Origin of the sequence: Parapedobacter brassicae, from assembly GCF_051400755.1 — a bacterium.
GTDB lineage: Bacteria > Bacteroidota > Bacteroidia > Sphingobacteriales > Sphingobacteriaceae > Parapedobacter.
Genome location: NZ_JBLFFL010000002.1, coordinates 618,569 through 639,271, shown reverse-complemented (window position 1 = coordinate 639,271; position 20,703 = coordinate 618,569). Strand labels below are relative to the sequence as shown.

At 53.0% G+C, this 20,703-nt stretch carries 15 protein-coding genes and 1 tRNA gene; 11 read left to right on the top strand and 5 right to left on the bottom strand.

Annotated elements, in window-relative coordinates:
• Window positions 1-2 precede the first annotated feature (2 nt).
• From ACMGDE_RS08150 to ACMGDE_RS08125, 6 genes are all read left to right on the top strand, one after another.
• Entirely contained in the window at window positions 3-1,550 is a 1,548-nt protein-coding gene (locus ACMGDE_RS08150; protein WP_436832282.1) for a RagB/SusD family nutrient uptake outer membrane protein, read from the top strand.
• Window positions 1,551-1,731: 181 nt separating this feature from the next.
• On the top strand, window positions 1,732-2,376 hold the full coding sequence (locus ACMGDE_RS08145; RefSeq protein WP_436832281.1) for a fasciclin domain-containing protein: 645 nt from the start codon (window positions 1,732-1,734) through the stop codon (window positions 2,374-2,376).
• Between the two features lie 22 nt (window positions 2,377-2,398).
• On the top strand, window positions 2,399-4,012 hold the full coding sequence (locus ACMGDE_RS08140; protein ID WP_436832280.1) for an IPT/TIG domain-containing protein: 1,614 nt from the start codon (window positions 2,399-2,401) through the stop codon (window positions 4,010-4,012).
• Window positions 4,013-4,058: 46 nt separating this feature from the next.
• Window positions 4,059-5,750 carry an alkaline phosphatase family protein gene (locus ACMGDE_RS08135; RefSeq protein ID WP_436832279.1) on the top strand — a complete coding sequence of 564 codons (1,692 nt, stop codon included), beginning with the start codon at window positions 4,059-4,061 and terminating at the stop codon, window positions 5,748-5,750.
• Between the two features lie 37 nt (window positions 5,751-5,787).
• Window positions 5,788-7,161, top strand: coding sequence for a discoidin domain-containing protein (locus tag ACMGDE_RS08130; protein ID WP_436832278.1), 1,374 nt, complete (start codon window positions 5,788-5,790; stop codon window positions 7,159-7,161).
• Window positions 7,162-7,242: 81 nt separating this feature from the next.
• Complete coding sequence (locus ACMGDE_RS08125) at window positions 7,243-8,262, top strand: discoidin domain-containing protein (RefSeq protein WP_436832277.1); 1,020 nt, start codon at window positions 7,243-7,245, stop codon at window positions 8,260-8,262.
• 161 nt (window positions 8,263-8,423) lie between these two features.
• Here ACMGDE_RS08125 and ACMGDE_RS08120 read toward each other — a convergent pair whose 3' ends face one another.
• A complete protein-coding gene (locus ACMGDE_RS08120) occupies window positions 8,424-8,633 on the bottom strand; it encodes a DUF2683 family protein (protein ID WP_436832276.1) in 210 nt (69 codons plus the stop codon).
• Window positions 8,634-8,763: 130 nt separating this feature from the next.
• A complete protein-coding gene (locus ACMGDE_RS08115; protein WP_436832275.1) occupies window positions 8,764-10,041 on the bottom strand; it encodes a DEAD/DEAH box helicase in 1,278 nt (425 codons plus the stop codon).
• A gap of 131 nt (window positions 10,042-10,172) precedes the next feature.
• Here ACMGDE_RS08115 and ACMGDE_RS08110 point away from each other — a divergent pair, with 131 nt between their 5' ends.
• The 5 genes from ACMGDE_RS08110 (at window position 10,173) to ACMGDE_RS08090 (ending at window position 16,686) form a co-directional block, all read left to right on the top strand.
• Window positions 10,173-10,757 (top strand): TetR/AcrR family transcriptional regulator, encoded by a 585-nt coding sequence (locus tag ACMGDE_RS08110; protein ID WP_436832274.1) that lies wholly within the window; start codon window positions 10,173-10,175, stop codon window positions 10,755-10,757.
• A 23-nt stretch (window positions 10,758-10,780) separates the two neighbouring features.
• Complete coding sequence (locus tag ACMGDE_RS08105; RefSeq protein WP_436832273.1) at window positions 10,781-12,121, top strand: TolC family protein; 1,341 nt, start codon at window positions 10,781-10,783, stop codon at window positions 12,119-12,121.
• Between the two features lie 32 nt (window positions 12,122-12,153).
• The gene (locus tag ACMGDE_RS08100; RefSeq protein WP_436832272.1) at window positions 12,154-13,278 is read left to right on the top strand and encodes an efflux RND transporter periplasmic adaptor subunit; all 1,125 of its coding nucleotides are present in this window, start codon (window positions 12,154-12,156) and stop codon (window positions 13,276-13,278) included.
• 46 nt (window positions 13,279-13,324) lie between these two features.
• Complete coding sequence (locus ACMGDE_RS08095) at window positions 13,325-16,510, top strand: efflux RND transporter permease subunit (RefSeq protein ID WP_436832271.1); 3,186 nt, start codon at window positions 13,325-13,327, stop codon at window positions 16,508-16,510.
• 89 nt (window positions 16,511-16,599) lie between these two features.
• A tRNA-Leu gene (locus tag ACMGDE_RS08090) sits at window positions 16,600-16,686 on the top strand.
• A gap of 49 nt (window positions 16,687-16,735) precedes the next feature.
• Here the strand turns inward: ACMGDE_RS08090 and ACMGDE_RS08085 are convergent.
• The 3 genes from ACMGDE_RS08085 to guaA are packed head-to-tail and all read right to left on the bottom strand — an operon-like array spanning window position 16,736 to window position 20,703.
• Window positions 16,736-17,911: an RsmB/NOP family class I SAM-dependent RNA methyltransferase gene (locus ACMGDE_RS08085; RefSeq protein ID WP_436832270.1), complete on the bottom strand. Its 1,176-nt coding sequence runs from the start codon at window positions 17,909-17,911 to the stop codon at window positions 16,736-16,738.
• A gap of 13 nt (window positions 17,912-17,924) precedes the next feature.
• Window positions 17,925-19,196 carry a type 1 periplasmic-binding domain-containing protein gene (locus ACMGDE_RS08080; RefSeq protein WP_436832269.1) on the bottom strand — a complete coding sequence of 424 codons (1,272 nt, stop codon included), beginning with the start codon at window positions 19,194-19,196 and terminating at the stop codon, window positions 17,925-17,927.
• A complete protein-coding gene (guaA, locus tag ACMGDE_RS08075; protein WP_436832268.1) occupies window positions 19,153-20,703 on the bottom strand; it encodes a glutamine-hydrolyzing GMP synthase in 1,551 nt (516 codons plus the stop codon). The genes ACMGDE_RS08080 and guaA overlap by 44 nt, the downstream gene beginning before the upstream one ends.

Here is a 20,703-nt window from a genome sequence, read left to right as displayed (position 1 = left end):
ATATGAAGACAATAAGATTAATAAGGAACTGGAAAACCATGGGATTAGCGGGCGCTTTTGCACTCACGCTGACGACGTTTTCCTGCAAGAAGTTTTTAACGGTGGAGCCAGTCGACCGGCTTACCGGTAATAACTTTTACCGATCTGTAAATGATGTGGAAACCAACATCGCCAACATGTACAGCATGTTTTTTGAGAAAATCAACGAGAGCTGGGTCATCGGCGCCATAGGTGAAGTCCGTTCCGGTGAAGTATTTGCCTCACCGGGTGGTAATAGCGAATCTTCACGGAGGGTGGTGGAGGTACTGGGTCGAAACGACCTCCTGAGCGCCATCGATGGCTCCCAACCCTGGGGGTGGTACAATTACCAAGCAGTAACTAATTGGGTACGCTATTATCAGGTCATTCAAACGGCCAACATCCTCATTGATAAATTGAATGAAGGTATACCGGGTATGGGCGAGTCAGACAAACAACGGTACCTCGCGGAGGCTACTTTCATGCGTTGTTTCGCTTATTTCTGGATGGTGCGCCTCTATGGGGATGTGGTCTATTATACCGAGCCGTATCAAGCCGAGGCGCTGTCCCGTGAACCCATGGTGGATGTATTGAACAAATGCCTGGACGATCTGCGTCCGCACAAGGACAATATGCCGTGGACCTATTCTGATCCTGCAATGAAGGGCGCGCGCGCTTCACGCGGTGCCATCATCGCCCTGCTCATGCACATGAATATGTGGAACGCAGGATTCGACCGCAACAACCGGCAACGCTACTATGAAGAGGCAGCCGCATTGGGCACGGAATTGCTACAAAATGGTCCATACCGATTGTACCCGCTTACCGAAGACGGTTGGGCTACCGTCATGAAGGGGCGATCGGATGAAAGCCTGTTTGAGTTTTACCGCAGCATCAACTATCAGGATGAAAACGCACCACTTGCACCGTTTGGAGATCATTTTTTGCGATGGCCCTATAAATTCCCCCGCTACAATAACCAGATCAGCCATTGCTATTACATTGATACCTACATGAGTCGGCTTTATCCGGCAGGTGTAGCGGATAAACGAAGAGATTTTTGGTTCGACGATATACTATCCAATAGTGGACAATTCACTGCTGTCAAATTCGGGTTCAACGTATTCGCTTCCGGTAATGAAGACCGCAACCCGGATAATACGTTCATGATCTTCCGTTATGCGGACGCCATTCTGTTACACGCGGAAGCCCTAGCCGAGTTATCGCGAGACAACGAAGCCATCGCTTCACTGAACATGATACGCGAACGGGCGGAAGCCACGCCATATAGTGGCACGGGCGGGCAAGCGTTAAAGGATTTTATTTTTTGGGAGCGCTGCCGGGAATTGTTTGGCGAAGGGCACCGGTACTTCGACCTGGTACGCACGCAACGGATCATGAACCCCACCTTTGCACGCAACCCACTGAATTCCGACCAATACAACCGCCGCGCTTGGACCTGGCCGATTGACCAATCCGCACGCACCAACAATCCAAGGATGGTCCTGAATGAATATTGGCTCAGCAGATAATAATATGGACAACGACACAATGAAACAAGCACCGACTATGAATAACAATAACCCAGCTTGGCTACGTTGGTCTTCGATTGGCGTAGTGATTGGAATATGTTGCATTTTTTTCGGATCCTGTAAAAAGGACGACTATTACACCGATGGCGGGTTAGCCAACCCGCATTTCGAGGGAACGATGATGGCTTATCTAGATTCACGCCCCATCGAACTGGATTCGATTGCACAGATTGTACGGCTTGCCGGTCTTGAAGAAACATTTAATATCGAAGAATTTACGTTTTTCGCGCCCCGCGATGAGGAAATCAAACGATTGATCGGCCAAGTCAATTATGAAGGCGAAGACCCGTTGTTAAGCGGCGGACTCAATCAGCTGCTGTATGACTTCGGACTGGATACCATTCAAACGCTAGCCGATGTAGATTCCGCCATCTGGCGGAAATACCTCGAGCGATATATGTTTCGGGGAAAACATCTCCTGAAAGATTATCCGCAGGTCGATCTCGATGTGTTAAGTGCCTTTGGTGGGCAGAACTATTACGCCTACAATAACACCGTGAGTAACATCGGTGTGGTATATCACGATGCGGTCACTAATGCCGGACTACCCACCGAGACACGCTTGAAATATATGGGTTATCGGCAATTGCACCTTTCCTACATTCCCAATGTTTCCGAACCTGATAACTGGAATACCTATCGTGTATCATCATCCGATATACAGCCTACAAATGGGGTGGTTCACGTACTGGATTTTAACATCGGAGACGGATTTGGGCTCAATGTGATGGAAGTCATATTAGATATCGTCCAAAGCAAGCGGTAATTCATTAAATGAAACGATTGACATGAAATATACGTTAAAATCACTACTCTCACTTAGCATCCTCGGATGTTGCCTATGGACATGCTCTGAAAAAGAAGTCCCGGGCGAACCATATGGCCCAAGCGCGGAGTCGTTGGGTATCGTCATCAACCGTAATCAATCCGCTTCTCCCGCAACTGGCTTGCCCGGCACGGAGGTAACCATCAATGCATCCGGCCTACTACCATACCGGGAAGAGCTCGTCTTCCGGTTCAACGGCGAATTGGCGGAAATAACGGAAGTGACCGATCAATACATCAAAATTATCGTACCCGATTTCGCCAGCACAGGCGTTACTTCTGTTTCCGTCGGAGACGTTGTGGTCTTTGGCCCGCAATTTTCGGTGACCGGAAAAATAAACATAGATCCCTCGTTCAATGTTACCCAGGGAACAAATGATGGGGTCGAACAGATAATCCAGACCAATGATGGGCGCATGATTCTGGTGGGCGCTTTCACCAATTATGATAATAAAGGCATCGTCCGTCCCATTAACCGCATCGCGCGGACATTTGCCGATGGCACATATGACGCCAGCCTACGATCTGGCGTTGCATCAAACGGTGTGCTTGGAAATATCCTTTATTTTAACAATGGTTACCTCATTGGTGGCGCCTTCAATGGATTCTCCCAGCGTGGCGCGGATATCAGCAATCTCACGCATATCAATGAGAACGGAACCATAGACACCATGGGAGTCCACCCTTTCCGCCGACCTGATCAATCGGACACCATCAAGTATTATCCCCGGTTCAATGGTGGGTTTGATGCATGGGTTGACAATCTATATGCTCAAGACGGCAAGGTGATTGTAAACGGTAGTTTCCGCTATTACATCAGCAGGCGTTATGACCAGCCTAACAGGCTAGAAACCCGTGACTCGATCATCTTGGACAGTATAGAGGTGCGCCAATTCGCGCGCCTGAACGCCGATGGAAGCCTAGACAAAACCTACCGTTTTGATGCTGGAACAAACCGTAGTTGGGACGCGGGAAACGGCGAGGCGCGGACCACGCTAATTACAGGCGGTCCGAACCAAGGCAAGTTGATGGTGTATGGGAGTTTTACCCGCTTTGACGGACAGCAATTCGGACGTGTCTTACGCCTCAACGCGGATGGCACCATCGATCAGACATTCAATCCCGAAGGGATAGGTGCCGATCAGGAAATCCATAAATTATTCCATAGCCCGTCCGCGCAGAAATACGTGGTTTCAGGCAGCTTCCGCAATTTCAATGGGCAACCCGCCAATCAAATGGTCATGCTCAATGAAGACGGTTCCGTCGATGAATCGTTCATTGCAGGTGCTTTTGAGGGTGGAGAACCCACTTTTATCAAACAATTGAGCGATGGCAAGATCATCGTGGCCGGCAATTTCCGGACGTACGCCGGTGTGGCCCGCAACGGATTCATGGTTTTGGATGAACAAGGCAACCTGCTTCCCCAATATAATGCCACGGGAATCTTCAGCGGAAGGATAGAAGACGTAATCGAAACCACATCAGCTGACGGCCAGCGTGCCCTGTTGATTTATGGATACTTCTTCCAATTCAACAGCCAGCCTGTCAACCATATCATCCGGGTACTCATTGATTAATCAGCTACAAAAGCCACATCTCATCATGATCGCAACAACACATACCATGACAACACCGAGACAATTACTGCTGATGGCCTTGTTGATCATCGGCATCGGGTCATGCAACCAGGAGTTTTCACGGGTAATCCCGGAAAACGAACCCATCGACTCCGTGGACGTCGCCTTTGGCTCTCCCCGCGTGCTCTACATCATCGCCGACGGCGCCAGGGGCAAGTCCGTGCATGACGCGGAGACACCGGTTATTACTTCCCTGTTGCCGAATGCCATCTACTCGTGGGAGTCGCTATCAGACGAAGAGACCGCATCACTGCATGGCACCAACTGGGCCGATATGCTTACCGGTGTGCAAAAAGACAAACACGGTATCCAAGGAGATGATTTCGCCAACGACCAATTGGATAATTTTCCGTTGTTGTTTGAGCGCATCGCCGCCGCCCAACCGAACAGCGATGTGCGAGCCTATACGGCTACGCCCCTTTTCTTCGAACACCTGACCACCGGTGCAGACGCGCGCGAACTATTGGCCAACGACGAGGCGGTCAAGGATGCGACGGTAGCGGCCTTAGCCGCCGACAGCATTACGGTGGTCACCGCCCATTTCACGGATATCGATAAAGCGGGTAGTCAATATGGTTATGACCTATCCGTACCGCAATACCGGGAAGCCATTTTCCGCTTCGACGATTACGTCGGCGAGGCGCTGGCGGCCATTAAAAACCGTCCGAATTATGCCCAGGAAAACTGGCTGGTGGTCATCACCTCCAGCAAGGGCGGACAATACACCATTCCCGAAGAGGAAAATGACAACACGATTTTCAGCAACCCGGAGGTCAATACCTTTACCATCTTCCATTCCCTGCGGTACAGTACGCGGGTCATCAGCAAACCCTTCTTGGGCATTCGCTTCCAAGGGGACTTCGTGCGTTTTCAGCAACAGCTCCGCGGCCAGGTCACCGCGGGCGACAATGACATTTATAACCTGGATAACGAGGCGTTTACCATTGAACTGAAAGTAAAGAAAAATCCGGGACCGAATAACAACTACCAATATAATTATCCAGCACTGATCAATAAACGGGAACGGTGGACGTGGGATTTCGTCGGCTGGACCATTTTTCTGGAAGGAGACTTCTGGATGTTCAACGCCCGCGGCCTGGGCAACAATGTCGGGCAAACACGAGGTGGTACCTTGGCCAATGCTACGTGGAACAGCATCGCCGTGGTGGGTGTAGTCCGCGATAATGAACGCTTTATCCGTACCTATACCAATGGTCAGTTCAACAACGAAGTGAACATTACCAATTACGGCAGCATCACTAATAATTTTCCCCTCATGATCGGCGGGCAGTCGGACAACGGTCAGGCCGATTGTTATATCGCCGACGTCCGCTTTTGGAAGGTGGCGCTGCCGGATGATGTGATCCGGCAATATTCCTGCGAGATCGGCATCGCCGAAGATCATCCATATTATGACTTTCTTGCAGGCTTGTGGCCCGTAGTGGGTTCGGAGGGCAGCACCATCAGCGACGAAGGGCCGCTGGGCAGCCACATGACGTTGGGAGGCGCCGATATCAACCGCCAGTTCCAGGCCGATTACGTATGTGCACCCAGTTCGGCCGATCTCGGTGCTCTGGTACCGCGTAATGTCGATATCCCGGCACAGATCATCAGTTGGCTGAAGATACCCCGTCAGGAAAGCTGGCAGTTGGATGGCCGAGTATGGTTAGACCAATAATAATGACTAATGAGGTAATATTGAAGCATGAGATAATATGAAGCGATCCATAATATACAGATTAAGTATAGTACTCACGGCCATACTGGCCTTCCAAGCATGTCAGGATGAGGCATTGGAAACATTTGATCTGGAGTCCAACAGCCCCGGTTCGGTATCATCCGCGGCCGGTTTTGGCGAGCCTCGTAAAGACGGTGAGCGGCTGGTCATGCCACTCACCGTGCGATTGTCCGCGGCGGCAGCCAAAGCCTTCCAGGTCGAGATACAGCTCAACCCGGATACCGTGGCTCAACTGGTGGCGGGCGGGCAGCTGGAAGGTGTAGTGCCTGTACCCGTAGAACAGTTGACTGTCCCGACCACCGTATTGATCCCCTTCGGTGCAGATAGCGGTGTATTTGAAGTCGCCATCAACCTAGGTTTCCTGGAACGTAATTACGGCAAACAAGTAGCCTTTGCTTATCGGCTCGTCAATCCGGGTAAGGGCAATACCTTGGAAGGTGATGGTGCGGTGATTACCTTAAATACCGAAACGGTTTTACAACCCGATGAAATACGCTACCTCTCCCTCACGAATGGCGGTGGAACAGTATTGGAAGCACGCAACCGGCAAAATTACCAGGTCCAATCCGGTGGGCTCAACGTGCCGTTGGGCATCTCCCTCGCGGGTGTACCCGGCCGTGCGTTTACGGTGGAAGCCAAGATCAACCCCGATACCATCGCATCGTTGGTCGAAGCCGGCATCCTGCCGGAGAATACCATCCCGCTCGATATGACGCAGGTGACCATGGATACTGTACGACGAATCGGCTCCAATATCAGTTCGGCACCCTTGGATGTCTTTGTGCAATGGTCGGTCATCGAACAGCATATGGACAAGCTCCTCGCCGTGGCCGTGACGCTTACCAATCCTTCGAACCACGTATTGGATGAGCAGAAGAAATCTGCTATCATCCTCATCTATCCAGAGCATGTGCTGGAAGTGGATGTCACCGGCGAAGCGACTTATAGCGTTAGCCGCGACAACGGCGACGGACCCGAAGGCGGGGAAGGGTCACTGAAGCTGGTCGACAACGATACCGGATCCAAATTCTTAGTGGGCGACTACCGCGCTGACCTCTGGGTGCAGCTCGTATATGATGCGCCGACCAAACTCGGGGCGTATACGCTCACCTCGGCCAATGATGCACCCGATCGGGATCCGAAAGACTGGGAGTTGCTGGGGTCCAACGATGGCGAAAATTGGGTCACCCTGGATGCCCGCACAGGTGAAGTATTCACCGAACGTTTCCAGACCAAGCGCTATGAATTTAACACCGCGGAGCTGTATACGCATTACCGCATCCAATTCGGGGTCAATAACGGCAGCAACCTCTGGCAGCTGGGCGAATGGCGGGTAATACGGGTGCCGTGATGCGGTGCCTCGCCCGGAAGAAATGAAAAGAAACTTAAAAAGCATTGAGCAATGACAAATCGACTAGCCAAGATAACGATGATGAAAAGAACCTTGGGGATCATAGCAGCATTTCACCTGCTGTTCCTTGCCTGTGAGGACGAACCGCTGCCCGCTCCTGAACCTGAGGAGCCCAAACCCACGGCCCTATTTACCCTAGCGCAAACGGCTGAAGATGATCCGTTTACCTACTCCTTCACCAACGGGGGAGCGAATTACACGCTGGTGCGCTGGGAGTTCGGAGACGACAGTGTATCGCTGGATGATTCGCCCACGCACACGTTCGTGCGCACCGGCGATTTCCGGGTGACCCTCCGTACCGAAAACGGTCAGGGCTTCTGGGCGGAGAGCGAGGCGATGATTTCGATCAATCCCGATAGCCTCATCGAAGTGGCTACCACACCGAAGCCTGACGGCAGCCTCGACCTGTCGGTCAGTTCAGATATGGCTATTGACAGCGTTTTCTGGTACAAGGGCGTGGGCGTGGGCGGCGAGTTTCTGGCGAACGATAACTTGGTCAATGTAGCGGTGGAGCGCGGGCAATTTGCGGACTATACGCTCCGGGTAAAAACACCCAATGGCTCCATTGCCGAAATATCCCGCTTGCTGACGGACTTGGGTGTCGTGCGCGATGTCACCGCCAACGGCATTTTATCCGTATCGCGCGATAACGATGGCGGCCAGTTTGCGGGCGAAGGCTCCCTGAAACTCACCGACAACGACACGCAGACCAAGTTCCTGCAACACGGATACGTGGGTGATCTCTGGTGGCAACTGGACTTCTATGAGCCGGTCATCCTGGGTGCATACACGCTCACCTCGGCAAATGATGTCCCCGACCGGGATCCGAAAAACTGGAAACTGGAAGGATCTCTGGACGGAGAGAATTGGACCCTGCTGGATGAGCGGTCCGATCAGGTCTTCGAAACGCGCTTCCTCACCAAGACGTATACGTTTGAGAACAGCACCGCCTATCGGTATTATCGACTTTCGGTGACCTCCGTCGTGGCGGGCGGCTTGTTCCAGATCGCGGAATACCGGATGCTGCAGTTGCCGCAATGAAAATCGTATTATAATTAACGCGTGGTATGCGCAGCAGAGAAGCACCGAAGTAACAGCGGAGAAACAGCGGATAACGCATCATACGTATCCTCCGCTTCGGGGGTAAATCTGAGCGTGTATTGCATTAGGTTGGTTTATTGAAGATTCAGGTCGGCTTAGCCTTAGCGTTTCAAAAAATGTTTTTCTTTGAATGCTTCCACTCCGATGGTTTTGCCCTGAGCAGCCTGCTCCATCCCCCTGTCGATGCTGGCCAAGACATGATCCGGTAACGTATTGGATTGCGGTTCGAACGGTACCTTCAGCGCCTTCAATACCGCCTTAACAGTCTTGAGTTGTTCCACATTTTCCGGATGAATCATAATCGCTTCCATATTCCATTGCTTTAGTACAAAGTTACTAAAAATTTAATGACTCGTTCCCTGTTGATCCGGTTTTTTCTGGCGGAGTACCGCGGGCTATAACCGCCGCAGCGGCAAGCCAGCGGAATACGTCTCCCGTATGCTATGAAGCCTGGTTACCCGCCTGGTTACCTGCGCTCATACTACTGTCGGAACCAGACGACTTATTTGGCCTCCGGTGCTTGAAGTTGCGCTTCTTATTTCGTTTATCATGGGGTTTTCGCATGGAAGCGGGCGGCGGCGCAGGCGCGGCCTCCATCCCTTCGGGCAACGCTACTTCCTCCACTTTCCGATCCATCAGCCGCTCGATGGCGATCATGCGGCGATGGTCGCGGTGATTGACAAAGGTAATGGCGGTACCGGTCCGCTCGGCACGTGCGGTGCGCCCGATGCGGTGGATATAATCTTCTGGATCTGGTGGTACGTCATAGTTAACGACCAAATCGATACCTACGACATCAATACCCCTGGATAGCACGTCGGTACCGATCAGGATGGGCAGCTGTCTATTTTTGAATCGGAGGAGTATTTCCTCACGTTCTTCCTGGGCGAGATCGGAATGGAACGGCTGCACTGGCAAACCCAGCTTGTTCAACTCCCGGCCGAGGTTTTTCACCTTTTCTTTGGTCGACGCAAACACGATGACACTGCTATAATCGCCGCTTTGCAGGATGCTTTTCAGCAAGGGGGTTTTCTGCTCGTCTCCGAGGCGGTACTGCTGCTGCAAGATGCCCTCAGCTGGTTTTGACAGCGAAATGGTTACCTGCTCCGGATTCTTCAACAGGGTCGTGGCAAAGGTCCTGATCTTCGGGGGCATGGTAGCCGAAAAAAGCAGCGTTTGCCGCTCCGTTGGCAGCTCACGTACGATGCGGTTGATGTCGTCTTTGAAACCCATGTCCAGCATGCGGTCGGCCTCATCAAGTACGAGGAATTTGATTTCACCTAAGCGTACGGCGCCGGAACTGATATGGGCAATGAGTCGTCCGGGTGTGGCAATGACAATATCGACTCCCTCTCGAAGTGCCCGGCGCTGCTGCTCATAGCCAATGCCATCTCCCCCACCGTAGATGGCGATGGAGGTGATGCCAGCGAAGTAGGCCAGCCCCTCGACCTGCTGGTCGATCTGCATGGCTAACTCACGTGTAGGAGCCAATACCAGCACACTGATCGGCGGCCGATGTTCCATCCGGCATATCGCATCCATGACCGGTAACAGGTAAGATGCGGTCTTGCCTGTGCCGGTCTGGGCACAGGCAATCAAATCATGTTGGTGTTGGATGAGCGGAATCGCTTGGGCCTGTATCGGGGTGGGCGTTTTGAAACCCATGCTGTTCAAGCCTTCTGAAAGGCCATCGTGAAAGTTAAAATCGCTAAATGTCAACGTATATTTTAATTAAGCTACACTAATAATGATGCAAAAGTACACAATTACTGGCCACCATTGTCAAATTTGTGTTAATAATGACGGCAACCGCCTGTTTATCCCAAATAATATGTTCCTTTGCCGACCGAATGAACATTCAATTGGAACATACCGCAGAAAAGAAATGTGCCATCTTCGAGAGTACGCTTCGGCTGGTGATGAAACAGGGCTTTCATGGGAGTCCGATGAGCCAGATCGCACAGGATGCAGGTGTAGCAACGGGCACAATTTATCATTATTTTTCGTCGAAAGATGAATTGATCATCGAATTGTATAAGCATTGCAAACACCGGATCGGCGGTGCGATGTTCAAAGGGGAGGAAGCCCAACTGCCTTACCGGAAGCGTTTTGTGGCCATCTGGATCAATCTGGTCCGCTTTTACATCGACCATCCCGAGGTGCTGAGTTTCATCGAGCAGTTTTTTTCCTCGCCGTATGCCGCGGTGTTTTATGAGCGGAATTGCAGTGTTCAAATGCAGAATGAGATGGCTGATTTCCTGCGGCAGGGCATCGACGATGGTCACATCAAGCCGTTGGACATCAATATCCTGAGTGCAGCATTTATCGGTACGGTGACCGCTACCGCCAAGCGGCACACCAACGGGCATTATGCGTTTGATGAGACATCCATGAACGAAATGGTGACCATCATTTGGAATGGAATAAAACAATAGATTCGTTTTCAGATCACAACAACATGTATAGAAAATTGCGAAATAGCTTACTTTTTTCATTGACCTTCACCATGACCGCCGGCCTGGTGTCCGGACAGGAATCCCAGCCGACGCTGCCGGCAAAGGCGACTTTAGACGACGTGGTATCCTACGCGTTAGAAAACCGTCCATCCGTACACCAGGCCGGGATCGACGAAGCGATCGGCGAACGGGAAATCGCCTCGGCGTTATCGGGTTGGTTCCCACAGATCAACGCCACGGGCACCTACAACTACAACGTGAAGATACCGACGAATGTCATCGGTGGCAACGTCATCCAGCTGGGCCAGAAACACGTCGGCGCCGCGGTATTGCAAGCCGACCAGCAGATCCTCAACCCGGGCTTGATCCAAGCGTCCAAAGCGGCCAAGTACATCCGCCAGCAAAATGCGCTGAATACCGAAAACAGCCACATCAATACGGTGGTGGAAGTGAGCAAAGGGTATTATGATATCCTGACCAGCGAAGAGCAGCTGAACATCATCACTGAAAACATCCAGCGCCTGGAGCGGCAACTTAGCGATGCAAGAGCCCGCTATGAAACGGGTATCGTAGACAATACCGATTTCAAACGGGCACAGATCGCATTGAGCAATACGCTGGCCGAACAAAAACGGGTAAACGAACTGCTCACCTACAAGTATACCTTCTTGAAGGAACTGATCGGACTCCCCGCTGACCAGTCGTTAGTCCTGTCTCTCGCCGATGCCTCGGCAATGGAGAGCGAGATCATACTCGATACCACGGCGTTGGTAGACTATGCGCAACGGGTGGAGTTCAGGCAGCTGCAGACCGTCAAGCAGCTACAGCAGCTGAATACGCAATATAACAAATGGACGTTCTTACCCAGTCTGTCAGCATTTTATAACTACGCGTGGGATTTCAGGGACCCCGAGTTCTCCGGGTTGTTCAACGAAGCATTCCCCCGTTCGGTATTCGGACTCACGCTGAACATCCCGATTTTCCAGGGGGGTAAGCGTCTTCATGAGATCCGCAAATCCCAATTGCAGGAAACGCGCATCGACTGGGACATCGTCAACCTCCAGAACCAGATCAATACGCAGTACGAGATGGCCATGGCCACGTATCAAGCCAACCTGAATGACTGGCAGGTAGCGCGGCAGAATGTGACCCTCTCTGAGGAGGTGTACAATACCATCAAATTGCAATATGATGAGGGGATTAAGACCTATCTGGATTTGATGACGGCGGAAACGGACCTCCGTACCTCACAGCTGAATTACCTCAACGCATTATATGCCGTACTGGCCGGGAAGCTGGATGTGCAGCAGGCCCTGGGTCAGATCGGACCGGAAACAAACTAATCTTGAACTAAAAATTGTCGAAATCCATCATCATGAACAGCAATAACTTTACCATCGGCTTACTTATTATCGGAGCAAGTATTGTCGCCTCCTGCAGCAATAACCCACAGCAGCAGGCCCCTGGCCAACAAGCGATCCCTGTGACCACTGCCGTGGTCAGCGAGGAATCGGTGGTTGGCGTAGATAACTACCCCGGCAACGTGGTGGCGTTAAACGAGACCGAGCTCCGGGCTGAAGTGAGTGGGTACATTACCGGAATCTTCGTAGCAGATGGCGCATCGGTTGCCAAAGGCCAGCGGCTTTACGAGATTGACCGTACACGATATGCAGCTGATGTGGAGCGGGCGGAGTCTAACCTGGCAATCGCCGAATCCAACCTTGCCCGGCTGAAGCGCGACTTGGAGCGTTACCAGAAACTGGCCGAACAGGACGCGATCGCGAAGCAGACATTGGACTATGCCGAAACCGATTTCAGCAATGCAGAAGCGCAACTGGTCTCCGCAAAAGCGGCGTTGACTACCGCGCGCACCAACCTCAACCGCTCAATCATCACGGCGCCATTCAGCGGCACGGTGGGGATTTCGCAGGTGCGTATGGGCGCATTGGTCTCGGCCGGAACCACCCTGCTCAACAGCATCTCCTCTACCAATCCCATTGCCGTGGATTTTCCGGTCAATGAGCGTAACATCACACGCTTCAATACCTTGCGTCAATCGGCCGCAGCGGTGAGCGACTCGATCATCACCATCACGCTGCCCGGGAACCAGGCCTATCCCAACCCCGGCAGGATTGTCGCCATCGACCGGGCGGTAGACCGCAATACGGGTACCATTGTGGTTCGGGCAAGCTTTCCCAATGAAACCAACAGGTTATTGCCGGGCATGAATGCCACGGTACACGTCCGCAATCAATCGGAGTCGAAGCAATTGGTCATCCCCTACCGGGCCATTATCGAGCAGCTGGGCCAAACGTCGGTCTACGTGCTCACAGACAGCAATACGGTCGAACAACGCGGCGTGCGCCTGGGATTGAAGGTTGCTGATCGCGTGGTCATCGACGAGGGGGTCTCGAAAGGTGAACAAGTAGTGATCGATGGCATCATCAACCTGCGGCCGGGTGCCAAGGTGCAGGTAAACCCGCCCGCCGCAACAAAGTAATGTAAGGCCCAACAACGACTATCAAGTTATTTAGGACAGAACCAACATGATTTCAGAAGTATTCATCAGAAGACCCGTCACCGCCATCGTTATCTCCATCCTGATTACGTTGATTGGGGTCATTTCGATCACCACGTTGCCCATCAGCCAGTACCCCAACATTTCGCCACCCACCGTGCAGGTGCAGGCGACCTACACGGGAGCGGATGCGCAGACCGTGGAACAGACCGTTACCACACTTATCGAAAGCCAGATCAACGGTACCCCGGGGATGGCGTATATGCAGTCCAACAGTACATCGGATGGCCGATCGGCCATTACCGTCACGTTCGACGTCGGCACCGACATTAACATCGCCACCCTGGATGTGCAAAACCGCGTGGGCATTGCCGAACCGGCACTCCCTGAAGGGGTACGGCGGTTGGGTGTCGTTACTCGCAAAGCCAATACAGACGTATTGATGATGGTTTCCCTGATTTCGCCCAAGGGCACGCGCGACCAGAAATTCCTGGCGAACTATGCCAACTTATATGTACGCGATGCACTGATGCGGGTAAACGGTGTGGGTGATGTCATGGCCTTCGGACAGCCGTTCAGCATGCGCATATGGCTCGATGCGAACAAGCTCTCCAATCTGGGGCTTACTCCCGCCGATGTCAACACCGCCATCCAGGAACAGAACATCCGGATGCCCGGCGGTAGCGTGGGTGCCCGCCCGCAGATCAACACGCAGGTATTTGAATATCCGGTGATCTTAGACGGGGACCTGAACCAAGAGGAACAGTTTGAGCAGATCATCGTCAAAACCAACGCGGATGGATCGATCGTATACCTCCGCGATGTGGCGCGGGTGGAACTGGGCGAATTTGCATATTCCATCACCAATAAGCTCAACGGACTGACGGCATCGGGCATGATGGTGAATCAAATGCCCGGCGGGAACGCGGTGGAAACTGCTGAAGGTATCTATGCCGCACTTGAGCAGCTGAAAGCCGACTTCCCGAGTGACATGGATTACGTGGTCAACTACGAAACCGTGACGGTCGTCCAAGAGTCCATCGATAACGTGCTCCATACCCTGGTGGAGGCGCTGATACTGGTGACACTGGTCGTGTTCATCTTCCTCCAAAGCTGGAGAGCCACCTTGATTCCGGTGCTGGCGATTCCGGTATCGATCATCGGTACCTTCATCTTCTTCAACTTGTTTGGCTTTTCCATCAACAACTTGACCATGCTGGCCTTCGTATTGGCCATCGGGATCGTGGTTGACGATGCGATCGTCGTGGTCGAGGCGGTGCAGCACTATATCGACCATGATAAGCTGTCTGCGCCGGAGGCCACGAGGCGCGCGATGAAAGAGATCACCGCGCCCGTCATCGCTATTGCGCTGATCCTGGCGGCAGTGTTTGTGCCCGTGGGCTTCATCCCCGGTATGGTGGGCCAGCTGTACCAGCAGTTTGCGATCACCATCGCGGTATCCGTATTGCTTTCGGCATTCATCGCGCTATCCCTCACCCCTGCCCTCTGCTCGCTGTTGCTGAAGCCCTCGCAGTTCAATGAAAAGTCAACCGGCATCAACCGGCTGTTCTATAAATTCAACACTTGGTTTGAGCGGGTCACCAGGCGGTATTCGCACGGCGTCAGGGGGGCCATCAAACGAGCACCGCTCATCATCATCCTCTTGGTTTGTATTTATATCGGTACGTTTGGGTTATTTGCCGCCAAACCGACCGGATTTATCCCGACGGAAGATGCCGGGGTAATGATGATGGGGGTTACGCTACCCGAAGGTGCTTCTTCCGAGCGCACGGGCAACCTGCTCGACGCCTTGTCGGATTCTTTGCGGAAGGATAACCCCGAAATCAAAAACATCATGCGCATCGCGGGGATCAACCTGCTGAACCGCTCATTCAAGCCCAACGGGGGTACCTTCTTCGTCCAGCTCCACCCATGGGGCGAACGGAGCCGCACCGCACAGGAAGTCATCGCCGGCGTTCAGCAGAAATATGCGGGATTCCAACAAGCGACCATATTGCCCGTGTCGCCGCCCGCCATACCGGGCCTGGGTACCAGTGGTGGATTCAGCATGCAGATCATCGATCAGCGCAGCGGCGACATCAAGGATTTTGAGGCCCAGGTGGGCAAGTTCCTGATGGCCGTCAACCAACGGCCGGAAATCGGGATGGCTTATACGCTGTTCAATTCCAAGACCCCAAATTACCTGGTGAAAGTAGATCGGGAACAGGCGAAACGCATGGGTATCTCGGTGTCCAACGTATACAGCACCATCTCGTCTTTCCTCGGCAGCAGCTATGTCAATGATTTTACACGCTATGGTCGGAGTTTCCGGGTGGTGAGCCAGGCGGACACAGCGTTCCGCATGGACATTGCAGACATTAATAAACTCTACGTGAAAAACCAGCAGGGAAACCCCGTACCGCTGAGCACGCTGGTATCCTATGAGATCATCGAAAGCCCATCCATTATCAATCACTTCAATATTTTCCGCTCCATTGACATCATGGGGGGCGCCGCCCCCGGTTACAGTAGCGGGGATGCCCTACGGGCGTTGGAAGAAACCGCTGCACAAACACTGGGCGCAGGATTTACCTACGAATTTTCGGGACTAAGCTTGCAGGAGAAGGAAGCGGGCAACATGACGGTGATGATCTTTGGCTTATGTATCGTTTTCGTCTTCCTGCTGCTGGCAGCCTTGTATGAAAGCTGGTCGGTGCCGTTTTCCATCCTGCTCTCTGTGCCCCTCGGTGTATTCGGTGCCATCCTGGTGCTCATCTTACTGCCGCGGCTGGATAACAACATCTATGCGCAGATCGGGCTGGTAGCCATCATCGGCCTGGCCGCCAAAAATGCCATCCTGATCGTTGAATTTGCCAAGGAACGGGTCGATATCGGCATGGGTTTGCTCAAGGCGACCATCGAAGCGGTCAAATTGCGGCTGCGTCCGATCATCATGACGTCCTTTGCGTTTATCCTCGGTATCGTTCCGTTGATGTATTCCACCGGTGCGGGGGCCATTGCGCGTCAAACCATTGGCTGGACGGTGTTCGGAGGCATGCTGATCGCTACCTTATTCGCCATCTTCATCGTGCCGGTCCTGTTTGTCACGATTACCAAGATGGCCTATGGCAAGAAGAAGCTGGCCGCCTTGAAAGCTTCTTACAAACCGGCGGAACATCAAGACATATTGCATACGGACGATGATGAGGAATAGTGGTTGGTAAATTGTATTTTCGTTTTTTGATTATCCGTTAAAAGTATATATTTGCAGTCCCAAATCACCCGGTGGTTTGGGAAATGCCTGCCCAGGTGGCGAAATTGGTAAACGTTGCGGTCTCAGAAGCCGTTGGGAGCAGTCCCTTGAGAGTTCGAGTCTCTCCCTGGGCACCAGAAAATGCGAATCCTTATCGGATTCGCATTTTTTTATTCTGAATCCGCTTTACCGCTTTATCAACCTCGCCACAAATAGGCTGTCCGCCTGATGCGGATAACCCGGTAAAAGCTGCATGCGCTCCAGCTCCAAATTGCACTGATCTTGCAGGTATCCCACCACCTTTTCGTTCTCTTCTGCAAACACGGAACAAGTGATATAGATCAGGGGTTTACCCGGTTTCAGGTGCTTTGCCGCGGTTTCTGCCACCTGTTTCTGCACGGCAGCGAACCGATCGATGGAGCGTTCGTCAAACGAGGAGATCATTTCCGGTGTACGGCCCCAGGTGCCCGAACCGGTACAGGGCGCATCCAGGATAATACCATCAAACTGTTCGTTTCCGAGGACAGGTGTTATATCCTTGGTCAGGTCGATGATCTTCCGCCGATAGGCGCCAATCCCAGCCTGCTCAAAACGTTCGTCAAGATTACGAAGGATGCTTCCGCGCACATCAGACACCAACAGCTTCACGCCGGGGTAGTTATCCAGCAGCAAAAGCGACTTCCCCCCTGCCCCTGCACAGGCGTCCCACCAGCTTTCGCCGTCAGCCGCCAGGAAATATCCGCTCGTTTGCTGGGATGAATAATCCTGCACCGCATAGTTGCCGGCGATGTTGTTGAGCTGCTCCAGCGCCGTCCCGTTAGAAAGGGCCAGGGTATGCTCCGCCACTCGCTCATAGCTGATACCCGCGTGTTCGAGGGCGTCCATTACGGCCGCCTCATGGCCACGGCGTAGGCGGATGAACAACTTGGGTTGCATGAACAGGCTGGTTACCAACGCGTGCGCATCTACTCCCTGAGACAGCCGTGCAGTAAAAGGAAACACATCATTCAGGTGAAAAGGCGTATGGGTTTCCAGCAGGGCGATCTTCTCTGTGATCGTAGCGCCGATGGCCGGATAAAGCGCCGGCAGTTGCTGCTGGACCAAGGCGCTCTCCTCGCTGCATAAAAATTCCGCGATCCCCAGCCGCACGGAAAAATCCGCTTGCCTCGCCGCGTGGCCGATGCGGAAATAATGATACGCCAAGCGCGAAGCCATCCGCCTGTCCCGCGCACCCATCTGCCGATGGTGTTTGTAAAACGTGGTGAGAAAACGGGACAGGGGCATGTGCGCTCCCTGTTGATATTCCTGCAATAGGCGCTCAACGACTCGCAGTTGCTGGTTTACCCGGTTGTCCGTCGCCATGGATGGTTAGCGGTTAATCAAGCGGCTGGAATTGTCCGCTGCGATACTGCAAAATGGAAATGGCATTATTCACATAGCCCCAAGCGGGGTCGTAAGTAAATTTAAACGTATTATGCAATCCGGTGTACTCCTGTTTTACGATCTGGTCCTTGTATGCTGGTCCGTATTCGGCCAGCAAGCCTCCGAAATAATAGGCGGCATCATAGCCCTTATAGGCAAATTCCGTGGGTTCCATGCCGAATTCCTGGCGATACAGCTGGACAAAACGCCGCACATCGGGCTCATCTGCACGCACGTAATAGGAGGTGGTAACCCGGGCCTGCAATGCGCCCAGGCCCTCGCTTTCGTCGAAGTCCATCTTGGCCCAGTTGGGATGGCCGAACACCTGTATCTGATACGATAATTCATCTTGCAACGTCCGCAAGTGGGTCAATATCGGTGAGAGTTGGTATTCGTTGGTGGTGCCCAGCATGATCAAGTTTTTACCCGTCAGGCGTACATTGCTCTCCAGACTTTCTTCATCTTGCACATCTAGCAAGCTGATGTCGCTATTCAGCCGACGGATCTCGGTCTTCAGGGGCGCCAGGAATTGCCTGCTCGCCTCGTCACCCGTATTGTAGAAGATGACCGCGTCTCCCGCACGGTATTGCCTGACGATGTGCGCCGCCAACGCGTTTACATGAGCGGTGATGGGTGCTGTCAAGGTCACCAAATTGGGCAAGTTGAATTCCGAAGGCATGCTGGCGGCCAGCGGCGAGATCTGCAGCGCGTCATCCAACGATGCATTAAAACCAAACACCTGTATTTCCTTGGGAAACACAGGACCTACCACCAATGCGGCGCCTTGGACCTCCTCCAGTTTCGCGATGCGCGCATTTTCGCCCGGGTCATCGCGGGTATCCAATACATTCACCTTGAAATGCGTACCGCCCTCAGCAAGCGCGTCCAACCCCAGCTTGAACCCCTGGTAGAAATCCAGGGCCAAGGCCGACCGCTTGATGTCGGCGGCACTGGGGGCATGCGGATTGGCTTTATCCAACTGAAATGGCAGCAACAGTGCGATGTTCCGCACATCGGTCTTTTCAGATTCGGTAATTGGCTCCTCCACCTCCGCTGCTCTTTGGTCGGCAGGCTTGGTTTCGGTTTCTTTCGGCTCCGTCTTGCTGCCCGACCCGCGCAGTACCCGTATTTTAGGCGTGCATCCGGTCATCAACAGCAGCGCGGCGATGCCGATTAACCAGCTACTCCCATTCAATCGTAGCCGGAGGTTTCGAACTAATGTCATATACAACCCTATTTATCCCTTTTACATGATTGATGATCTCGTTGGAGATCTTTGCCAGCAGTTCGTAAGGCAGATGCACCCAATCCGCTGTCATCCCATCCAACGATCCAACGGCGCGGAGCGCTACCACGTGTTCGTAGGTGCGCTCATCCCCCATCACGCCCACCGACTGCACCGGCAGGAAAATCGTGCCCGCTTGCCACACTTGGTCATACCAGCCCGATTCGCGCAAGTTGCGGATGTAAATATCATCAGCTTCTTGCAAAATCCGTACCTTTTCTGGTGTGATCTCCCCTAATATCCGGATGGCCAATCCCGGGCCGGGAAAAGGATGCCTTCCCAAGATATTAGGCGCGACCCCAAGTGCCTTGCCTACCCGGCGTACCTCATCCTTGAACAGCGTATTGAGCGGTTCCACGACCTTCAATTTCATGAAATCGGGCAACCCCCCCACATTGTGGTGGGATTTGATGGTCGCCGACGGTCCGTTGACCGATACCGATTCAATGACATCAGGGTAGATCGTGCCCTGTCCCAGCCACTTGACCTCCACACCCTCGGGCAGGTCGGCCTGTACGGCATGGGCAGCGTCATCAAATTCATCGATGAAAGCCGCCCCGATGATTTTACGTTTCTGTTCAGGCTCGCTTACGCCCGCTAATTTTGTATAAAACCGATCTTTTGCGTTTACACCTTTGATATTGAGGCCAATGTGCCGGTATGACTCCAGTACCTGTTCATATTCATTTTTGCGCAACAGCCCGTGATCCACAAAAATGCAATGCAAGTTTTTGCCAATGGCCTGATGCAGCAATACGGCCGCCACGGTAGAGTCTACCCCACCGGATAGCGCCATGATCACGTGGTCATTGCCCAATCGCGCCTTCAGTGCCGCTATCGTTGTCTCCACAAACGCATCGGCCGTCCACGAAGGCGTGCACCCGCAGATGTCGATCACAAAGTTCTTCAACAAGGTGGTCCCATCGGTACTGTGCGTCACCTCCGGATGAAACTGTATGCCATAGGTTTGCGTGCCGCTGACGTGGTAGGCAGCCACCCGCACCTTATCCGTGCTGGCGATGATCTCAAAACTCGCTGGCACCTCCGCAATCGTATCACCGTGTGACATCCAGACCTGGGAATCGACGGGAATGTCGGACAGCAGCGGATTCGCATGGTCGACATGATGCAGATTGGCCCTGCCATATTCACGGATGGTAGACGCTACAACGGCTCCGCCTGAATGCTGCGCCATGTATTGGGCACCGTAGCATACCCCCAACACGGGGAACCTGGCTTCAAGCGAGCGGAAGTCAACTTGCGGCGCATCGGCCTGGCGTACCGAATAAGGGCTCCCTGAAAGGATCACGCCCTTGACGGAAGCGTCAATATCGGGAAGATGGTTATATGGATGGATTTCACAATAAACATTCAGCTCCCTCACCCGTCGTGCGATCAATTGGGTATATTGGGAGCCAAAATCAAGGATCATGATTTTCTCTGGCAT